The 18,318-nt window shown below is 72.4% G+C and carries 22 protein-coding genes; 8 read left to right on the top strand and 14 right to left on the bottom strand.

Annotation, left to right across the window (positions count from 1 at the left end; translation table 11 throughout):
• Positions 1–18 precede the first annotated feature (18 nt).
• Positions 19–897, top strand: coding sequence for a TIGR03621 family F420-dependent LLM class oxidoreductase (locus HNR30_RS03225; RefSeq protein ID WP_181608114.1), 879 nt, complete (start codon positions 19–21; stop codon positions 895–897).
• 11 nt (positions 898–908) lie between these two features.
• Entirely contained in the window at positions 909–1,478 is a 570-nt protein-coding gene (locus tag HNR30_RS03220) for a histidine phosphatase family protein (RefSeq protein ID WP_181608113.1), read from the top strand.
• Here the strand turns inward: HNR30_RS03220 and HNR30_RS03215 are convergent, their stop codons facing one another.
• The 6 genes from HNR30_RS03215 to HNR30_RS03190 form a co-directional block, all read right to left on the bottom strand.
• Positions 1,479–1,742, bottom strand: coding sequence for an RNA polymerase sigma factor (locus tag HNR30_RS03215; RefSeq protein WP_181608112.1), 264 nt, complete (start codon positions 1,740–1,742; stop codon positions 1,479–1,481).
• Positions 1,742–2,626 carry a maleylpyruvate isomerase mycothiol-dependent enzyme family protein gene (locus tag HNR30_RS03210; protein ID WP_181608111.1) on the bottom strand — a complete coding sequence of 295 codons (885 nt, stop codon included), beginning with the start codon at positions 2,624–2,626 and terminating at the stop codon, positions 1,742–1,744. The genes HNR30_RS03215 and HNR30_RS03210 overlap by 1 nt, the downstream gene beginning before the upstream one ends.
• A 28-nt stretch (positions 2,627–2,654) precedes the next feature.
• Positions 2,655–3,398: a hypothetical protein gene (locus HNR30_RS03205; protein WP_181608110.1), complete on the bottom strand. Its 744-nt coding sequence runs from the start codon at positions 3,396–3,398 to the stop codon at positions 2,655–2,657.
• A gap of 36 nt (positions 3,399–3,434) precedes the next feature.
• Entirely contained in the window at positions 3,435–3,680 is a 246-nt protein-coding gene (locus HNR30_RS03200) for a hypothetical protein (protein WP_181608109.1), read from the bottom strand.
• A gap of 78 nt (positions 3,681–3,758) precedes the next feature.
• Complete coding sequence (locus HNR30_RS03195) at positions 3,759–4,004, bottom strand: DUF397 domain-containing protein (RefSeq protein ID WP_181608108.1); 246 nt, start codon at positions 4,002–4,004, stop codon at positions 3,759–3,761.
• On the bottom strand, positions 4,005–4,865 hold the full coding sequence (locus tag HNR30_RS03190; protein WP_246377123.1) for a Sco1979 family transcriptional regulator: 861 nt from the start codon (positions 4,863–4,865) through the stop codon (positions 4,005–4,007). It abuts the gene before it with no gap.
• 174 nt (positions 4,866–5,039) lie between these two features.
• On the opposite strand from HNR30_RS03190, the gene HNR30_RS03185 reads away from it, so the two are divergent.
• Positions 5,040–5,507 (top strand): ATP-binding protein, encoded by a 468-nt coding sequence (locus tag HNR30_RS03185; protein ID WP_181608107.1) that lies wholly within the window; start codon positions 5,040–5,042, stop codon positions 5,505–5,507.
• A 165-nt stretch (positions 5,508–5,672) separates the two neighbouring features.
• Complete coding sequence (locus HNR30_RS03180) at positions 5,673–8,063, top strand: helicase-associated domain-containing protein (protein ID WP_181608106.1); 2,391 nt, start codon at positions 5,673–5,675, stop codon at positions 8,061–8,063.
• Positions 8,064–8,066: 3 nt separating this feature from the next.
• Here HNR30_RS03180 and HNR30_RS03175 read toward each other — a convergent pair whose 3' ends face one another.
• Positions 8,067–8,675, bottom strand: coding sequence for a cysteine hydrolase family protein (locus HNR30_RS03175; RefSeq protein ID WP_181608105.1), 609 nt, complete (start codon positions 8,673–8,675; stop codon positions 8,067–8,069).
• A 66-nt stretch (positions 8,676–8,741) separates the two neighbouring features.
• Positions 8,742–9,725: a GlxA family transcriptional regulator gene (locus HNR30_RS03170; protein ID WP_181608104.1), complete on the bottom strand. Its 984-nt coding sequence runs from the start codon at positions 9,723–9,725 to the stop codon at positions 8,742–8,744.
• 86 nt (positions 9,726–9,811) lie between these two features.
• Between HNR30_RS03170 and HNR30_RS03165 the strand changes: the two genes are divergently transcribed.
• Positions 9,812–10,348, top strand: a complete 537-nt coding sequence (locus HNR30_RS03165; protein ID WP_181608103.1) for a cysteine hydrolase family protein — start codon at positions 9,812–9,814, stop codon at positions 10,346–10,348.
• Between the two features lie 45 nt (positions 10,349–10,393).
• The gene (locus HNR30_RS03160; RefSeq protein WP_181608102.1) at positions 10,394–11,347 is read left to right on the top strand and encodes a phosphotransferase enzyme family protein; all 954 of its coding nucleotides are present in this window, start codon (positions 10,394–10,396) and stop codon (positions 11,345–11,347) included.
• Here HNR30_RS03160 and HNR30_RS03155 read toward each other — a convergent pair.
• Entirely contained in the window at positions 11,319–11,915 is a 597-nt protein-coding gene (locus HNR30_RS03155; RefSeq protein ID WP_312894201.1) for a TetR/AcrR family transcriptional regulator, read from the bottom strand. The genes HNR30_RS03160 and HNR30_RS03155 overlap by 29 nt on opposite strands.
• A gap of 37 nt (positions 11,916–11,952) precedes the next feature.
• On the opposite strand from HNR30_RS03155, the gene HNR30_RS03150 reads away from it, so the two are divergent.
• Complete coding sequence (locus tag HNR30_RS03150; protein WP_181608100.1) at positions 11,953–12,288, top strand: rhodanese-like domain-containing protein; 336 nt, start codon at positions 11,953–11,955, stop codon at positions 12,286–12,288.
• 11 nt (positions 12,289–12,299) lie between these two features.
• Here the strand turns inward: HNR30_RS03150 and HNR30_RS03145 are convergent, their stop codons facing one another.
• Positions 12,300–13,553, bottom strand: a complete 1,254-nt coding sequence (locus HNR30_RS03145) for an ArgE/DapE family deacylase (RefSeq protein WP_181608099.1) — start codon at positions 13,551–13,553, stop codon at positions 12,300–12,302.
• A gap of 52 nt (positions 13,554–13,605) precedes the next feature.
• On the opposite strand from HNR30_RS03145, the gene HNR30_RS03140 reads away from it, so the two are divergent.
• Positions 13,606–14,520, top strand: a complete 915-nt coding sequence (locus HNR30_RS03140; RefSeq protein ID WP_181608098.1) for an endonuclease/exonuclease/phosphatase family protein — start codon at positions 13,606–13,608, stop codon at positions 14,518–14,520.
• Here HNR30_RS03140 and HNR30_RS03135 read toward each other — a convergent pair.
• Genes HNR30_RS03135 through HNR30_RS03120 form a run of 4 tightly spaced genes read right to left on the bottom strand, consistent with a single transcriptional unit; the run spans position 14,507 to position 18,298 of the window.
• Entirely contained in the window at positions 14,507–15,298 is a 792-nt protein-coding gene (locus tag HNR30_RS03135) for an ABC transporter ATP-binding protein (protein WP_312894200.1), read from the bottom strand. The genes HNR30_RS03140 and HNR30_RS03135 overlap by 14 nt on opposite strands.
• Complete coding sequence (locus HNR30_RS03130) at positions 15,295–16,287, bottom strand: FecCD family ABC transporter permease (protein WP_181608096.1); 993 nt, start codon at positions 16,285–16,287, stop codon at positions 15,295–15,297. The genes HNR30_RS03135 and HNR30_RS03130 overlap by 4 nt, the downstream gene beginning before the upstream one ends.
• Positions 16,284–17,261 (bottom strand): FecCD family ABC transporter permease, encoded by a 978-nt coding sequence (locus tag HNR30_RS03125; RefSeq protein ID WP_376771723.1) that lies wholly within the window; start codon positions 17,259–17,261, stop codon positions 16,284–16,286. Before HNR30_RS03125 ends, HNR30_RS03130 begins: the two co-directional genes overlap by 4 nt.
• Complete coding sequence (locus HNR30_RS03120; protein ID WP_181608095.1) at positions 17,258–18,298, bottom strand: iron-siderophore ABC transporter substrate-binding protein; 1,041 nt, start codon at positions 18,296–18,298, stop codon at positions 17,258–17,260. The genes HNR30_RS03125 and HNR30_RS03120 overlap by 4 nt, the downstream gene beginning before the upstream one ends.
• Positions 18,299–18,318: the final 20 nt, after the last annotated feature.

The raw sequence follows: 18,318 nt of genomic DNA, 5'->3' as shown, positions 1-18,318 counted from the left end.
GCTTGGTAAAGTCCGGGCATGCGGCGCTTCCGATTCGCGGCGGTCCTGCGTTCAGCGGCCTCCGCCAAGCAGTGGTCCGAGCAGGCGAGGCGGCTGGAGTCGACCGGCTTCGACGCCCTCTACGTGCCCGACCATCTCGTCGGCGACCGCCTGGCGCCGATGGTCGCCCTCACCGCGGCCGCCTGCGCCACGAGCACACTGCGCGTCGGCACGCTGGTGCTGGCCAACGACTTCCGCCATCCCGCCGTGCTGGCCAAGGAGGCGGCCACCCTGCACCTGCTCTCGGACGGACGCCTGGACCTGGGGCTGGGCACGGGCTGGCTCGCGCAGGACTATGCGGGCTCGGGGCTGGCCTTCGACCCTCCGGGCACGCGGATCGCACGGCTGGCCGAGGCGATCACCGTGCTCAAGGGTCTGTGGTCGGGCGAGCCCCTCACCTTCCACGGCGAGCACTACCGGATCGAGGCGCTGCGCCAGCAGCCCTCCGGGCGGCCCAGGCTGCTGCTCGGCGGGGGCGGCCGGCGCCTGCTGGAGCTCGCCGCGCGCGAGGCCGACGTGATCAACCTGGCCTCGCGGGTGCTGCCCGACGGCAGCGGCCCCGACCCGGCCGACACGGGTTTCGCGGCCAAGGTCGACCTGCTGCGCGCGGCGGAGCGCTACGACGAGCTGGAACTCGGCACCAGCGTTCTCCAGGTCGGCGACGCCCGCCCCGGACGGTCGTGGAGCTTCGCCCAGGGGTCGGAGGGCTCGCCACAGGTCCTGCCCGGCACCACGCGGGACGTCGCCGACAAGCTCCGGCACTGGCGCTCGGAGCACGACATCTCCACCTACGTGCTGCACTACGACGACGACCTCGACAGGTTCACCCCCGTCGTGGAAGAGCTGAGCGGCACGTAGATGATGGAGCCATGAACGAGATGTTGCTGCTCAGGCATGGTGAGACCGAGTGGAGCAGGAACGGGCGCCACACCGGCCGCACCGACCTGCCCCTGACCGCCAACGGCGAGTCGCAGGCCAAGCTGCTGGCCCCGGTGGCGCGGGCGCACGATTTCGCCCTGGTGCTGGTGAGTCCCGCTGCACGTGCACGCCGTACGGCGGACCTGGCCGGGCTGACCGGTTACGAGGTCGAGCCCGACCTGTGGGAGTGGGACTACGGCGACTACGAGGGCATCACCACCCCGGTGATCAGGGAGTCCAGGCCCGGGTGGTACCTGTGGGACGACGGCGTGCCGGGCGGCGAGAGCGCCGACGACGTCGGTGCACGTGCAGACCGGGTGATCGCCCGCGTGACGGACGTGGAGGGCGATGTGGCCCTGGTGGCGCACGGCCACTTCCTGCGGGTCCTCACCGCGCGGTGGCTGGGGCTGCCCGCGGCCGACGGCCGTTTCTTCCGCCTCGACACCGGCACCTACTCGCGGCTGGGCCACGAGCACGCCAGGGAGGTCGTGCTGACCTGGAACGCCCCCGTGGCGGGCTGATCAGCCGACTTCGATGCGGGTGGCCGCGTCGTGCAGGCTGCGCGAGACCAGCCAGCCGCGCAGCGAGCCGAGCGCGGGGTCGAACTGACCGGGCTGCTCCCACAGGTGGGCGAACAGCTCCTGGGTGATCGTCTCGGCCAGGCCCTCGCTGCCGGTGACCCGCAGGGCCACGCCGTACACGAAGGGGCTGTGCAGGTCGTAGAGCTCGGCCAGGGCGTCGAGGTCGCCCGCCACCAGGCGGATGTGCAGCGCGTGGTCGTCCATCAGTCACACCCCAGCCTGGAGGCGGCCCAGACCACCTCGTGGGCGAGCGAGGCGCGGCCCTCCGCCTCGTAGGGGAAGTCGTCGGGCGGCACGCGTCCGGCCATCAGGCGGCAGAAGCCGACGGCGTCGGCCCTGAGCGTCAGCGCCAGCGGCACCCTGCGGCCGGGCACCTCCGACAGCGAGACCGTCCAGGTGCCGCCGCCCGGGCCGAGCAGCGAGATCATCACCGCGACGTCGCGCGGCGGACCCTGGCGGGCCCCGGGCAGCTTCGGGATCCCGAAACCGGCGATACGGCGCACGTGCTCGGGATCGGGCGCCGTCAGCGGCCGGGCCAGGGCGGTGCGGATGTCGTCGGCGTGGGTCCACGTCTCGAAGGCCCGTTGCACCATCGCCGCGCGCAGCGGTCCGCGGGCGGGTGCGCGGCCCGCCAGGTCCACCTCGACCTCCAGCAGCGGCCCGGCGTTGCGGGAGAACCGTTCGAGCAGCGTGGTCGCCTGGCCGCGCCACAAGCGGGGCCACGGGCCTTCCGGCACGCCCATGAGCGCGGCCACCGGGCGGTCGTTGGCGGCCAGGTGCTCGACCATGCCGCGCACCGTGCCGTGCTTGACGACCGGCGCGCTCCATTCGTCCTCGCTCAGCTCCGCGAGCAGTTCGTCCATCAGGGCGAGCTGGGCGGCGTACGGCACCGCGGCCTCGACGACCTCGGGCCTGGCCGGCGGCCTGACACGCCCGGCCTTGGACAGCACCGCCTCGCGTAAGCGCGGCGGCGGGGCGATCTCCTGCTCCAGGACCCCTATCGACGCCAGTGCGAGAGCGCACTCCGGGCAGTCCGGGCCATGCCGCGACGGCCGCGGCTGCCCGTTCCGCCAGTATTCGTCGGCCATGTGTGCCTCCGCCTGCCGACGCTACCCGCTAGCCGGGCGCAAGGCGAGAGCCGGGGAAGGGAGCGAGCAGGGTCTCGCGCCACGGGCCCTCCAGGTAGTCGCGGGCACGCTTGGACCAGTCGAGCAGGCGGGAGTCTGGCGCCACCTCGTCGTCGAGCCCGAGCGCGGCGTCGCGGGCCCGCTGCACCGCCAGGTGGGCGTCGATGGTGGTGCCCCACAGCGTGACGACCTCGTTGTCGCACATCAGCACCTCGTACAGGCCCACCAGGTCGTGGCCGTGCTCGCGCAGCACCGGCAGCCGCTCCTCGCGCACGGCGGCCAGGTAGTCGAGCGCGGCGCCCGGCCGGACGGTGGCGCTCTCGTAGAGGTAGAGGGGCCTGACGGTGTCGCCCAGCCCCGGGGTGCCGTGCACGGCCCCGAGCGGGCGGGAGAAGGCGGAGAAGCGCAGGTCGTCGATGTCGGACAGGAACAGCTTGTCGCCGACGCCGTCGTAGATCTCCAGCATCTGGCGCCAGCCTCCGTCCCAGCCTCCGTGGCAGTGCCAGAGCGTGACGGCCTTGAACTGCTGGTGCCCGGTGATGCCGACGGCGTAGAAGGCGCCGACGAGGTCGATCTCGCGGGATCTGATGGACATGCCCTCGGTGAGCGTGTGCCGCTGGAGGTTCTCGTCCTCGCGTTTGTAGCGGGTGAGCCAGGTGAGGTATTCGAGGGGCCTGCGGGAGTTCATGGGCCGGAAGTCGACTTCTTCGATCAGGTAGATCCCGCGGCGCATCGGCGGCCCTCCTCGCTGGATTTGACCAAGCGATTGCTAGGCTACCATCGGCTGTGGCCCCCGTCCGGTCAGCCACTCGAGCACCTTGCGGTGACCGGTGGCGGCCTCCTCGTAGCGTCCCCAGTGCCAGTAGCGGGGCTGGTCGCGAAGGCCGGTGACCCAGGTGCGGTAGGAGACCCGCTCGGAGTCGGAGGCGATGCCGTAGGTGCGGACCACGACCTTGCCGCCGGGGGCGATGAGGACGTCGTCGGCTATCGGGTAGAGCGTCATCTGGTCGAGCATGGTCCCGATTGTGCCGCTGACCTGTTACATCACCGGCGCACCCGCGTTAAGCGGATGCGCCGGGCTGTTAACACGCAGTTACACCAGGAGGGTGTCGAACTCCCCGTCCTTGACCCCGAGCACCAGGGCCCGCATCTCTGCTCGGGTGTAGATCAGCGCGGGACCGTCGGGGAAGCGCGAGTTGCGGACCGCGATCGCCCCGTCGGGGAGCTCGGCGAGCTCCACGCAGTTGCCCTGGGAGTTGCTGTAGCGGCTCTTGCGCCACGCGGCCCCGGTGAGCTCCGTGAGGTCGCGGGCGGGCATGCCGTTGTAGGTGTGGTCCATCTACATCTTTCTGAGATGAGCGTCGATGAGCTCGACGGTGCCGCCGGGCGTGGTGCTCTCCACGCACAGCTGGTCCATGGCGGTGAGGTACGGGTCGATGTCCTCACGCTTGTCCAGGTAGAGAGCACCCCAGAGCTGTTCGACATAGACGACGTCCGACAGGTCGGACTCGGGAAACCGCAGAATGCTGAACGCGCCACCCTCCGCGGCGTGCGAGCCGTACTTGAACGGCATCACCTGGATGGTGATGTGCGGAAGGGTCGCGACGTGCAGCAGATGCTGAAGCTGCTCGGCCATGATCTCCGTACCGCCGATGATCCTCCTGAGCGCGGCCTCGTCGATGACCGCCCAGAGGCGGGGGCCGTCTTTCTGGGTGAAACGTTGCTGGCGCTGCAGACGTGAGCGCACGCGCCGTTCTACGTCCTCGGGAGTTGCATCGGGGTTGCCCAGGCGGTAGACGGCCCGCGCGTAGTTGGCCGTCTGGAGCAGTCCGGGCACGAACTGGACCTCGTAGGTGCGGATCAGGGTCGCCGCCTCTTCCAGGCCCACGTAGGTCGTGAACCAGCCGGGCAGGACGTCCGAGTACTTGTGCCACCACCCGGGGGTGTTGGCCTCTCGCACCATCTCCAGCAAAGCACGGCGCTCGGCGTTGTCGCTGACGCCGTAGAGCGTGAGCAGATCCTCCACGTCACGTGTCTTGAAGCCGACGCGGCCGAGCTCCATGCGGCTGATCTTGGACGCGGACGCGCGGATATGGAACCCGGCCGCATCGCGTTCCAGCCCCACGTTCTCGCGCAGCCGGCGCAGGCTCGCTCCGAGCATGATGCGCCGGACGGTCGACCCCGATCCAGGTGGATCCATGGACACGTGCTGCTCCTTAGTCGGTTCCTAACTCATAGTCTGACAGGAAGGTTCCTTTCCCCCGGAGTACCTTTTTTCATCCGTAACCGTAGCGAATGCACGCCTTCTCTGCACGTGCATTCGCTCTTGCACATGCACGACATTCTGCCTCAGAATGATCATGTGCAGTCCACAATGACTTGGACCACCTTCGACTGGTGGCCCCCGGTCGGCTGGTGGCCCGACGCGGCCCGTGACCTCCTCGAAGGCGGTCCCGCCTCCAGCGCCACGTTCGCCCTTCCCCCCGCGGCCTCGTCCGTGCACTCGGCGCGCAGCTTCACCGCCGGGACGCTCGCCGCCTGGGGGCTGACGGAGGTCGTGGACAACATGGAACTCGTCGTGTCGGAGCTGGCGACCAACGCTTTGCGGCACGGGCTGGCCCTGGGTGGGGTGCCGCCGGCCGTACAGATGTCTCTCGTACGGCGGGGCAGGCTGGTGACCTGCGCCTTCACCGACCCCGGGCCCTCGGTCCCGGTGTTGCGCTACGCCGGGCCGCTCGACGTGGGCGGGCTCGGGCTGCACATCGTCGACTCGCTGGCGCTCCGCTGGGGGTGGTCGGCACTCTCACCAAAAGGGAAGATCGTCTGGGCAGTCCTCTCCTGACAACGGTGATCTGCACTACCGTGGATGGTCATGGCTCGCGGCGCGAACCCGACGAGTGAGCGGAGCGGTCGGCGCGGCGCAGCAAGCCGCCCGCGAAGCGAACGAGAAGGGATGAGCGCCCAACAGCTCGCGAGTCCCGCGCGCGACCCCTGAGAGTGCTGACCGATGGATGATCACCTGCTCGGCTGGCTGCGAACACTCGACGAAGACAGACTTGCCCGCGTCCTCACCAACCGGCAGGACGCGATCGCGGCGCCCTGGCCCCGGCGGCTGGAATCGCTCGCGCAGCGGCTGACCAACGGCTTCGCCGTCATGGAGGCGATGCGCAGCCTGCCCCAGCCCTGCCTGGAGCTGGCGCAGACCTGCCTCGTGCTCGACTCCCCCACCGTCCCCGCGCTCGCGGACTTCCTCGACGCCACCGCCGACGACGTGCGCCACTGGCTCGACGGCCTCTACGACCACGCCCTGGCCTGGCCCGACCGCGACGGCCACATCCACCTGGCCGAGGCCGTCTCGCGGTGGTGGACCGCTCCGCTCGGACTGGGCGAGCCGCTCGACCACTACCTGAACTCCTGGACGATCAGCAACGACACGCTGCGCCTGCTCTCCCGCAACCTGGGGCTCCCGCCGCACGGCAACCGGCGGCGCACGATCTCCCGCGTCGCCGAGGTGCTCGGCGACGCCACCCGCCTGACCGGCCTGCTGTCCAGCGCCCCGGCGGGCACGCGCCAGTTCCTGGAGGAGTTCGCCTGGGACGGCCCGCTGCGCGACGTCGACGGCAACCGCTTCGTCCTGCCCGGCACCCCCGAGCGCTGGGCCGCCGACCACGGCCTGCTCTACCGCCCCAACTGGCACGTCGCCGAGATGCCGCGCGAGGTGGCGCTGAGCCTGCGCGGCCCCGACTACCACCCGCCCTTCACCCCCGTCGCCCCCGAGATCCCGGGCATCCCGGTCGATCCGGAAGAGGTCGACCACCTGATGACCCTGGCCGCGCCGCATCTCGTCGAGCGCTGCGCCGCCCTGCTCGACAACACCGCCAAGACGCCGCTGCCCCTGCTGAAGACCGGCGGCGTGGGCGTGCGCGAGGTGCGCAGGCTCGCCAAGGAGACCGGCTGCGACGAGGACGAGGCCCGGCTGCTCCTGGAGATCTGCGCCGTCGCGCGGCTCCTGGCCCTCGACGACAAGTCGGGCGGCATGGTGCCCACCGACCGGTTCGACCGCTGGCGGCTCGACGAGGGCTCGGCCCGGCTGCGCGTGCTGCTGTCGGCGTGGTGGCGCATGGAGCGCTCGTCCCTGCGCAAGATCGACGGCAAGTACCCGACCGCGCTCGGCGACGAGCAGTCGGGCGCCGCCATCGCCCGCGTGCGGCGCGCCGTCGTGCAGGTGTTGTGCTCGTTGCCGTCCGGCATCGCGTTCGCCGAACGAGGCGCGCTGGTCCGCGCGGTCCACTGGCACGCCCCGCTGCTCGACCAGGCCCTGCTCGCCGAGTGCGCCCCCGCGGTGCTCGACGAGGCCAGGCTGCTCGGCGTCCTGGCCAACAACGCCCTGACCGACCTGGGCCGGGCGCTCGCGGGCCTGGCGGGCAAGGCGGGCGACGAGAACGACGACTGCGTGCCGGTCGTCGAGCACGATCCCGGCCTGGTCGAGGTCTCCACCCGCGCCCTGGCCAGCGTGCGGCGCAGCGCGCTGTTCGGCCCCGACCTGACCGCCGTGGTGACCGGGCCGCCCTCCGCCGAACTGGCCGCCCTGCTCGACCGCTCGGCCGACCGCGAGTCGCGCGGCGCCGCCTCGGTCTGGCGTTTCTCGGCCGAGAGCGTGCGCCGCGCGCTCGACGACGGCTACGACTGCGACGAGCTCCTTGAGGAACTGGCCTCCGTCGGCGCCATCCCGCAGCCGCTGGAGTACCTCGTGCGCGACGTGGCCCGCCGCCACGGCGAGGTCACCGTGACCACGGTCGGCTGCATCGTGCAGGCCTCCGACCCGGGGCTGCTGGCCGAGATCGCCGGCCACCGCCGCCTGTCGCGCCTGGGCCTGCGGCTGCTGGCGCCCACGGTGCTGGTCAGCTCCGCCCCGGCCGAGCGAACGCTCGCCCTGCTGCGGGAGAACGGCTACGCGCCCGTCACCGTCGCCGACACCGGCGAGGTCGAGATCAGGCGGCGCACCAGGGTCGAGGAGCCGCAGAACGGCAAGCTCATCCTGCTGCCCGGCGGCCAGGTCGCCGAGCTGCCGCCGCCCTACGTGCTCACCGAGCCGACCCCCGATCCGCACGAACACGCCAAGCGCCTGGTCACCGCCCACGAGAGCGTGGAGGTGGGCGCCCGCACATGGGCGGTCATCGGGCGCACGGCCACCAGGCTGCCCACGGCCCAGCAGTCGCTGCTGGGGTTCGTGGTCGACCGGGGGGTGCGGGCGGGGATCCGGCTCACCGACGGGCTCACCGCGACGATCAGTCACGGCGAGCTCCGGGCGGGCGTGCTCGACGCCTGGTGTGAGGAGGCGGGCGACTACCTGGAGTTCCCGCTCGCCGAGATCGTCGAGGTCCGCGCGACCTTCTGAGCCTCAGTCCTCCAGGGCGGCGGCGGTGGGCACGACCAGGCCGAACAGGTCGCCGATGGTGGTCAGGGCGGCGCGGTGCAGCGTGGCGTCGTCCACCGGCGTGCCGCCGGGGCCGGCCAGCGTGCGCGTCGCGCAGGCGTCGGCCACGACCACCGGCCGGTAGCCGCGCAGGAACGCGCCCTCGGCGGTGAACGTCACGCACATGTGGGTCATGAACCCGGCCAGCACCAGGTCGCCGCCGGCGCCGAGGTCCTTGAGCACCCGCTCCAGGCCGGTCTGGTGGAAGGCGTTGGGCGCCGTCTTGACCACCACGGGCTCGCCCTCGCGCGGCGCGACCTCCGGGCTGATGGAACCGATCTCCGCGTGGATGTCGTACGGCGTGCCGGGGCCGCCGTCGTTGACGATGTGCACGACGCCGGCCCCGGCTGCGCGCGCACGCTCCAGCAGGCGCGCGCCCGCCTTGATCGCGGCCTCCGCGCCGGGCAGGGCCATGACCCCTGTGCGGTAGGTGTTCTGGTAGTCGATCATGACGAGGGTGGTGCCGGCCAGGCGCGGCAGGTCCGCGGGCAGGCCGACGACCTCGCGCAACGTGGTGGAGACGGTGGTGCTCATGGCGTGATTCCTTTCGTTTTCCGGCACGCTCGCGCCGCCGCGTGGCGGCATTCGAGCGAGCCGGGTTCAGGCCACCGTGTGGAAACGGCGGCGGTAGGTGCCGGGGCCGGTGCCCAGGCGGCGGCGGAAGGCCCGGTGCAGGGTCTCCACCGAGCCGAGCCCGCTGTCGGCCGCCACCCGTGGCAGGGGCAGGTCGGTGGTCTCCAGCAGCCGTCTGGCCACCTCCACCCGCGCGGACTCGATGTAGGCCGCGGGTGTGGTGCCGGTCTGCTGGCGGAAGACCCGGGCGAACTGGCGCCGGCTGAGCCCCATCCTGGCCGCCAGCTCGACGAGGGTGAGCTCCTCGTCGAGGTGCTCGGCGATCCACAGGCGCAGCTCGTCGATGTCGCGGCGTCCGGTGGCGGCGTGCGCCAGCGGCACGCTGAACTGGCTCTGGCCTCCCTGGCGTTTGAGGTACATGACCAGCTCGCGGGCGACGGCCAGGGCCGTCTCCTCGCCGTGGTCCTCGGCGACCAGGGCGAGCGTCAGGTCGAGGCAGGCGCTGATGCCCGCCCCCGTCCACACCCGGGCGCTGGAGCGCACGAAGATGGGGTCGGGGTCGACCGTGACCTCCGGGTGGTCGGCCGCCAGCTGGGCGGCGGTGGACCAGTGGGTGGTGGCGGTCAGGCCCGTGAGGAGCCCGGCCTCGGCCAGGATGTGGGCGCCGACGCACACCGACGCCACCCGGCGCGCGGCGGGTGCCGCGTGCCGTACCCAGGCCACCACCCGGGGATCCGTCAGGGCGCGCGGCCCGTCGGGGGTGACCTCGACCGCGCCGGGCACCAGCAGGGTGTCGACCTGGTCGCCGACCTCGTCGAAGCTGAGGTCGGCCAGCAGCCGCACCCCGGCCGACGTGGTGACCTGGCCGCCTTCCGGCCCGGCCAGCCGCACGTCGTAGAGTGCTCGCCCGGCGACCCGGTTGGCCAGGGCGAACACCTCGGCCGGGCCGGTGACGTCGAGCAGGTCGACGTCAGGGAAGAGCGCGATCACGACGCGATGTGCGGTGGACATGTCTCGATTGTCACTTAATGCACCGAATGACTGCAACGACAGTTAACTGTCAGATACGGACACGCCGGCCTGGGTAGGGGACCGGGATGAACGTCACCGCGCTGGTCGTCATGGACATGCTCAACAGCTACGACCACGACGACGCCGACCTGCTGGCCAAGAGCGTCGAGGAGGTCGTCGGCCCGCTGGCCGCGCTGATACGGCAGGCGGAGGAACGTGACGACGTCGAACTCGTCTACGTCAACGACAACCACGGCGACTTCGCCGCCGGCCCGGCGGAGCTCACGCGGCGCGCCCTGGAAGGGCGGCGGCCCGACCTCGTCGAACCGATCCTCCCTCCCGAAGGCTGCGCGTTCCTGCCCAAGGTGCGCCACAGCGCCTTCTACGGCACCTCCCTCGACTACCTCCTGCGCAGGAAGGGGGTCGGCACGGTGGTTCTGGCCGGGCAGGTGACCGAGCAGTGCGTGCTCTACAGCGCCCTGGACGCCTACGTGCGGGAGTTCGACGTCCGGGTCGCCGCCGACTGCGTCGCCCACATCCACGCCGACCTGGCCGAGGCGGCGATGCGGATGATGACCTGCAACATGCGCGCCGAGGCCGCGCCGGGCGAGCACTGCCTCTGAATATCCGGTGGACCGCAGGCGGGCCGGGCGGGCAGGCTGCGTGCCATGTCGATGGCGTGGGTGTTCGCGGAGTACGGCCTGGCCGACGGCACGATGAGCGTGGCCGGGCGAGGCGCGATGGGCAGGGTCTGGCGCCTCGACAGCGGCGGCCGGAGCTACGCGATGAAGGAGTTCTTCTGGGCCGGCCTCGACGAGCGGGCCGTCCACGAGGAGGCCGCCCTGCGTGATCGCGCCGTGGAGCTGGGCCTGCGCGCCCCGCTGAACCTGCCCACGACGAGCGGCCGCTACCTGGCCGAGCGTGACGGCGTCCAGGTCCGGCTGTACTCCTGGGCCGACGGCGTCCCCGGGAGCCCGGCGGGCGCCGAGGAGGTCGGCACCGTCCTGGGCACCCTGCACGCGACCGCACTGGCCACGGAGCGGCCCGTCGATCCCTGGTACGACCGGGTGGCGGCGCCCGGGCGGTGGAGCGAGATCCCCGAGGCCGCGCCGTACGAAGAGCGGCTCGCCGAGCTGGCCGCCCTGGTCCGGCCCGCGGATCCGGGTCGCGCCCGGCTGTGCCACCTGGACATGAAGCAGTCGAACCTGATGCGCGCCCCCGATGGCGGCCTGGTGGTGCTCGACTGGGACAACGCCGGCCCCGGCGTGCCCGAGCAGGAGCTGGCGGGCACGCTGCTGCGCTGGCACCACCACGACGGCGAGGTGGACGGCGGCGGCGTGAAGGCGACCGTGGCCGCCTACCGGCGTGCCTGCGGCCTGGAGCCGCCGGGCGGGCTGGGGGCCTTCTCCATGGAGGTGGCCGTCCTGCTCAACTACCTCGACGCCCAGGCGCGGCTCGCCGCCGACGAGGGCGCCGAGCCGGAGCACCGGCGCTTCGCGGTCGACGCCGTCGCGGACGTGCTGGCCAAGCTGCCCACCATGGAGGCCTTCGAGCGGGTCCTCGACGCCGCCGCCCAACACGCCGGGCCGCCGCTCAGACGAGGGCTTCGACCAGGGCGGTGATCGCGGCCCGCACCCGCTCCCTGCCGTACTCCTCGTCCAGCACCCCGGCGAGCTCGCCTGAGACGCCGGCCAGCAGCAGGTGCGCGAGCACCGCCGCGTCGGCCCTCGGTCCGCCCTCCTCCAGCAGCACCGTCACGTGCCGGTGCCAGAACCGGTAGGCGCCGATGCGGTAGCGGGCTCCCGGGCTGGCGGTCTCCGACATGCGGACCAGGTCCAGGTGGCCGAACAGGTAGTCGAGGTAGGCGTCGAAGAAGGCGCCCAGGCGCTCGCGCGCGGGCGCGCCCGGCCCGAGAGGCGGCGGCCCCGACAGGACACCTTCCTGCAGCAGCGTCTCCTGCGTGTCGAGCAGGGCCACGGCCAGTCCCGACTTGTCGCCGAAGGCGCGGAAGATCGTGCCCTTGCCGACTCCCGCCTCGGCGGCGACGGCGTCCATCGAGACGGCCGCGACGCCCTTCTCGCGGAACAACCGGGCCGCGGCCGCCAGCACCTTCTCGCGGTTGCGCGCGGCATCGGCACGAACCCGCCTTGACGAAACGGACTGCGGTCCGGTAATTTCCAAGCCATCCACAAAACGGACTGTAGTCCACTTGATCTGGAGGCTGCAAATGACCGAGCTCATCTCGCGCGCCGAACTCGAGGCCGCGATCGCCGCGGGCACCGTGACCGTCGTCGACGCCCTCGGCGGCGACTACTACGCCCAGCAGCACCTGCCGGGCGCGATCGCGCTCGTGGAGAGCGAGGTGGCCGAGCGCGCCGCCGAGCTGCTGCCCGACCGGGACGCCGCGATCGTCACCTACTGCTCCAACCCCGCCTGCGCCAACAGCGAGGCCGTGGCGCTCAGGCTCGACAGGCTGGGATACACCAACGTGCGCAAGTACCGTGAGGGCATCCAGGACTGGGTGGAGGCGGGACTTCCGGTCGAGACCGGCGTCACCGTCTGACCCACGCACCGCTAGCGCACCCCGCACCGCCGTACGGCCAGCAGCGCCAGCGCCCGCGTGACCTCGCGCAGCTCGCCCAGCGCCACCTGCTCGCGCGGCGCGTGCGCGAAGCGCACGTCGCCGGGGCCGTAGTGCAGCGCCGGGATCCCGCCGCCGTTGTACAACCGCAGGTCGCTGCCGTACGGCGCGGCGGTCTCGGCCGGGACGCCACCCCGCACGGCGGCCACGGCGGCGTTCACCTCCCCCAGCAGCGGGTGCGCCGCCGGGAGCCGCCCGCTGGCGAACTGCCCGCCCGGCCAGGTCACCGCCACCGGGTGGGCGCGCAGCCACGGATGCGCGATGCCGTCCACGGCCTCCTCGAAGGCGGCACGCGCCTCGGCGGGGTCCTCGTCGAGGCGCACGCCCAGGCGGCCCTCGGCCACCAGCAGGTCGGGCACGGTGCTGGCCCAGTCGCCCGACCTGACGGTGCCGATCTCGATCGGGTACGGCAGGGCGTTGCCGTCGAACAGCGCGGGCAGATCGCGGTTGCGCGAGGCCTCCAGGCGCCTGAGGGTCTCGAAAACCGGCCAGAACATCTCGATCGCGCTGACACCCTCCGCGCGGGTGGCGCCGTGGGCCGCCATCCCGGCGACCTCCAGCCGGAAGGTCAGCGCCCCGGCGTTCGCGGTGATCACGGTGCCGCTGGTCGGCTCCGTGATCACCGCCGCCTCGCCCGAGTGCCCGCGCGCCAGGGTGGCGAAGGCCCCCAGGCCGCCGTCCTCCTCGCTGACCACGCAGTGCACCGCCAGGGGCCGCACCAGCCGCACCCCGGCCCGGCGCAGCGCGCGCACCACCGCCAGGTTCGCCACCAGGCCCGCCTTCATGTCACAGGCGCCGCGCCCGTGCAGGGTGTCACCCGTGATCCGCGCCGCGAACGGGTCGCTGCCCTGCCATTTGGCCAGATCGCCTGTCGGCACCACGTCGACGTGCCCCTGCAGAACCAGGACCGGCTCACCCTCGCCCGGCGTCACCCCGACCACGCCGTAACCCTCGACCCGCTCGGCCTCGGTGCCGGGGAACCCCTCGGAGGCACGCAACGTGTCGAGGTCGAGCTTCCAGACGTCGACGTCGAGGTCCGCCTCGGTCAGCAGGCGGGCGAACCGGTGCTGCAGGTCGGACTCGGCATCGGTGCCGGTCACGCTGGGCACCCTCACCGTCTCGGCCAGCAGCTCGACCGTCTCGGCGTCATCGATCGCGTTCAGCACCCGCGCTTCCACATCATGCATGAGGCTTACCTTCGCAGGCGAACTCCTGATCGCGCGAGTGGAGATACCGGGTGTGAAGTGGATCCTCTATGCCGTGACCGGCTTCTTCGTGACCTGGGCCGTTCTCCGCTACTCCCCGCTCGACCACGTGTGGTTGTGGGTGGCCCTGGCGGCCTACACCCCGTACGTCGCCCTGGCCTCGGCGCTCGGGCTGTTCGTGGCCGTGCTGGCGCGGCGGCGGGCGGCGATCGGGGCGATGCTGGTGGCCACGCTCGCGCTGGCCGCGGCGGTGCTGCCGCGCTACTTCTCCGATGGGGGCGCCGAGCCCGCAGGCCGGCCGTTGCGGGTGCTGGCGATGAACCTGCGGCTGGGAGGCGCCGACGCCGGGGCGGTGCTGGAGCTGGTCGAGAGGGTGCGGCCGGACGTGGTGGCGGTGCAGGAGCTGACCCCCGCGTCCAAGCGGCGGCTGGGCCGGCTGCTGCCGTACGCGATCGAGCGGGAGACCGGCGGTGCGGTCGGTTCGGCGATCTACGCGCGCCATCCGCTGACGGAGCTGCCGCTGATCGAGTACGGGCACTTCCGCCAGGTCAGGGCGGTGGTCACGATGCCGGAGGGCCGTCAGGTGGAGGTCGTCTCGGTGCATCCGTGCGCGCCGCAGCGGGGCGAACGGCTGCCCTGCTGGCGCGAAGGGCTGGAGGCGCTGCCGCGGGCGGGCGGTGAGCGCCCGGTCGTGCTGGCGGGCGACTTCAACGCGACGCTGGACCACCCGCTGGTGCGCGACCTGCTCGACGGCGGATACCGGGACGCGGGTGACGTCACCGGACAGGGGCTGACGGCGACGTGGCCGATGATGGGCTACGGGGCGGTGCCGGGGGTGACGATCGACCACGTGCTGGCCGACCGCCGCCTGGGGGTGCGCGGCTTCGAGGTGCTCCCCCTGGCGGGCACCGACCACCGGCCCGTCATGGCCGACCTCACGGTGCCGTAGCCACCCGCCCGGCGTGGGGGACGACCATCGGCGTCGCGGTGCGCGGGTCGGGCAGCACGTCGCACGCCAGGCCGAAGACGTCGCGGACCAGCTCCGTGGTGACGATCCGCGAAGGCGGGCCCTGCGCCACGACCGTGCCGCCGTTCATGACGATCAGGTGCGTGGCGAAGCGGGCGGCCTGGTTGAGGTCGTGCAGCACGGCCACGATGGTCCTGCCCTCGTCGTGCAGGTCGCGGCAGAGCTCGAGCAGCTCGTACTGGTGGGAGATGTCGAGGAAGGTCGTCGGCTCGTCGAGCAGCAGCAGACCGGTCTGCTGGGCCAGCACCATGGCGATCCAGGCACGCTGGCGCTGCCCGCCGGACAGCTGCCCGGCCTGGGCGTCGGCCAGCTCGCTCAGGCCGGTGCGCTCCAGCGCCGCGGCGATGGCGCCCTCGTCGTCGCGCGACCACTGGCGCAGCAGCGTGTGGTGCGGATACCTGCCGCGCCGCACCAGGCCGGAGACGGTGATGCCCTCGGGGGCGACCGGGTTCTGCGGCAGCAGCGCGACCTTGCGTGCCGCCTCCCTGCCGCGGTAGGACCACAGGTCCCTGCCGTCGAGCTCCACGGTGCCGGAGTCGGGCTTGAGCACCCGGCCGAGCGCCTTGACCAGGGTCGACTTGCCGCAGCCGTTCGGGCCGATGATCATCGTGAACTCGCCCTCGGGAATGTCGAGGGTGAGGTCGCCGACGACGGGGGCTCCGCCGTACGAGATCGTCAGGTTCCGCGTGGCGATTTTCACAGGGTGCCCTTCTTCCACTCGCGGATCAGCAGGTAGCCGAGGTAGAGGCCGCCGAGGGCCAGGGTGTAGATGCCGACGGGCAGGCTGACCGGGATCGGCGCCTGCTGGGCGGCCAGGTCGGCGAGCACCAGCAGCAGCGCGCCGGTCAGCGCCGACAGCGTCAGGTGCGGTCCGGGCAGCCGCGTCAGCCTGCGCGCGATCTGGGGCGCGGTCAGCGCGATGAAGGAGATCGGCCCGGCGACGGCGACCGCGCCGGCGCTCAGCACGATCGCCAGCACCACCGCGGCCACGCGGGTCCGCTGCGGCTCCGCGCCGAGCCCGGCGGCGAGCTCGTCGCCGAGCTCCGACATGGTCAGGCGGCGCGACAGCAGCATCACGAAGGGCACGACGGCCAGCAGGACCACCCAGATCGTCGCCGCCTGCTCCCAGGAGCGGGTGTTGAGGCTGCCGTTGACGTAGGCGGTCAGCACGCTGGCCTTGTCGCGCTCGACGGCGTAGACGACGTACTGGATGATCGCGGTGCCGATCGCGTAGACGCCGATGCCCGCGACGATGAGCCGTCCGGGGTGGCGGAAACCGGTGCCGGTGGAGAAGTAGACCAGGGCCATGGCGGCGACCGCTCCGGCCAGCGCGCCGGCCGGTGTCGGGACCACGCCGGGGAACAGCAGCGCGGCGATGGCGGCGCCGGCCCCTGCCCCGGTGCTGAGCCCGATGACGTCGGGGCTGCCGAGCGGGTTGCGGGTGACGTTCTGGAAGAGCGCGCCCGACAGGCCCAGCGCTGCGCCGACGCCGGCCGCCACGACCAGGCGGGGGCCGCGCAGCCGTTCGAGGACGAACTTCGACTTGCCCGTGGGCGGCCAGCTCGTCAGATCGGCGAGCGAGAGGCCCAGCCGGCCCAGGGTGAGCGTGGCGACTCCCGCGGCCAGCAGGAGCACGACCAGACCTGCCGCGACGGCCACGGCCCTGCGCGCGATGGGGACCCGGATCATGCGGCCGCCTTCATTCTCCGTACGGCCAGCAGCAGCGCGGGCGCGCCCACGAAGGCGGTCACGACGCCGACCATCAGCTCCGTCGGCGCCAGCACCAGCCTGCCCACGACATCGGCCAGCAGCAGCAGGGCGGGCCCGACCAGGGCCGAGAAGAGGAGCTGGGCACGGCTGTCGCTGCCGGCCGGCCAGCGCGCGATGTGCGGCACGGCCAGTCCCACGAAGGCGATGGGACCCACCGCGGCGGTGGCGGCCGTGCTGAGGAGCACCGCGGCCAGCATGCCGAGCGCGCGGGTCAGCCCGGGGTTGGCTCCCAGCGCCGCCGCCGACTCCTCGCCCAGCGCCAGGGTGTTGAGGCCGGAGCCGAGCACGGCGGCCAGCAGCAGCCCGGCCACGGCCACGGGCAGCACGGAGGTGAGCACGTCGAAGCCGCGCCCGCCGAGCGCGCCCACCACCCAGTAGCGGTAGCTGTCGAAGACCTTGGGCAGGCTGAGCGTGACCGCCTGCACGTAGGCGGTGAGCACGGCGCTGACGACGGCGCCCGCGAGCACCAGCCTGGCCACCCCGGAACCGCCGCCGGACGAGCCGATCACGTGGACCAGGAGCCCGGCGAGCAGGCCGCCCGGCAGCGCCCACCAGACGGCGTCGCCCGACATGCCCAGGAAGGCGATCGAGGTGACGATCGCGGCGGAGGCGCCCGCGGTGACGCCCAGCAGGCCGGGGTCGGCCAGCGGGTTGCGCGTCACGCCCTGCATCAGGGTGCCCGCCACGGCCAGGCACACCCCGGCGAGCACGCCGAGCGCGGTGCGCGGGTAGCGGCTCTCGATCACGGTGGCGACGTTCGGGTCCGCCGTGCTGGAGAGCACGTCCAGGACGTCGCCGAAGGAGGTGGGGTGGCTGCCGAAGGCGATGCTCGCCAGCATGGCCCCCGCCAGGACGGCGAGGGCCACGATGAGCTTGGTCAGGAAGCGGGTCACTTCTTGACGGTGGCGACGGCCTTGTCGATCAGCGGCAGGTACTTGTCGACCACCCACGGCACGGTGAGCGGGTTGATGATCGACGACGCGGTGACGAACGAGGTGTCGTGGCTGTAGACGATGCCGCCGCGCTTGACCGCGGGGATCTCGGCGTAGAGCTTCTGCGCCTCGACCGTCTTGCGGGCCTTCTCGTCCATGTAGAAGGTGAACAGGATGTCGCTGCCGGCGAGCTTCTGGGCGTTCTCCAGGCCGATCAGCGCCGAGTCTGTGCCCTCGGTCTCCTTGAACTCGTCGACGACCGGGTCGACCTTCAGGCCGAGCATCGACAGGAAGGCCACCCGCTGCTCGTCGGGCTTGAAGATGCCGAGCGTGCCGGGGCCGGTGTTGTAGATGTAGGAGAAGGAGAGGTCCTTGTACTGCGGGCGGGTCGCGCCGGCGTCGGCCAGCTGCTTCTTGACCTGCTCGATGAGCCGCGGGCCCTCGGCGGGCTTGCCCAGCGCGGTGGCGACCGTCTCGATCTGCTGGTCCCAGTTGGTGGACCAGGGCAGGTCGGGGTAGGCGACCGTGGGCGCGATGTCCTTCAGGACGTCGTACTGCTCCTTGGTGATGCCCGACCACGGGGCGAGGATCACGTCGGGGTCGAGCTCGACGATGGACTCGACGTCGAGGTTCTCCATGCCGGCGAACTGCTTGGGCAGGGCGCCCCCGGCCTTGGTGACCGCCTCGTGGATCCACGGCAGGTAGCCGGTCTTGGGGTCGGCGCCCCAGGTGTACTCCTCGATGCCGACCGGGACGACGCCCAGCGCGATCGAGGTCTCCGCGGAGCCCTGGCCGAGCGTGACGACCCGCTTGGGCTCCTCGTTGATCACCGCCTCGCCCAGGGCGTGCTTGATCGTGACGGGGAAGGCGGCCGCTGCCGCGCTGGACTGCGCGGGCGTCGGCGCGGCCGAGGTGGTGGCCTCGGGAGTCGACGAGCAGGCGGTGAGGGAGAGGGCCGCGACGGCGGCGGCCGCGTAGCGGTGGAACCTGGGCGACATCGAAGATCCTTGCAGTGGGT

It is taken from the genome of Nonomuraea soli (assembly GCF_013761175.1).
Lineage (GTDB): Bacteria > Actinomycetota > Actinomycetes > Streptosporangiales > Streptosporangiaceae > Nonomuraea > Nonomuraea soli.
Note: the sequence above shows the minus strand (reverse complement) of the source record. Positions and strands in the feature narration are given on the sequence as shown.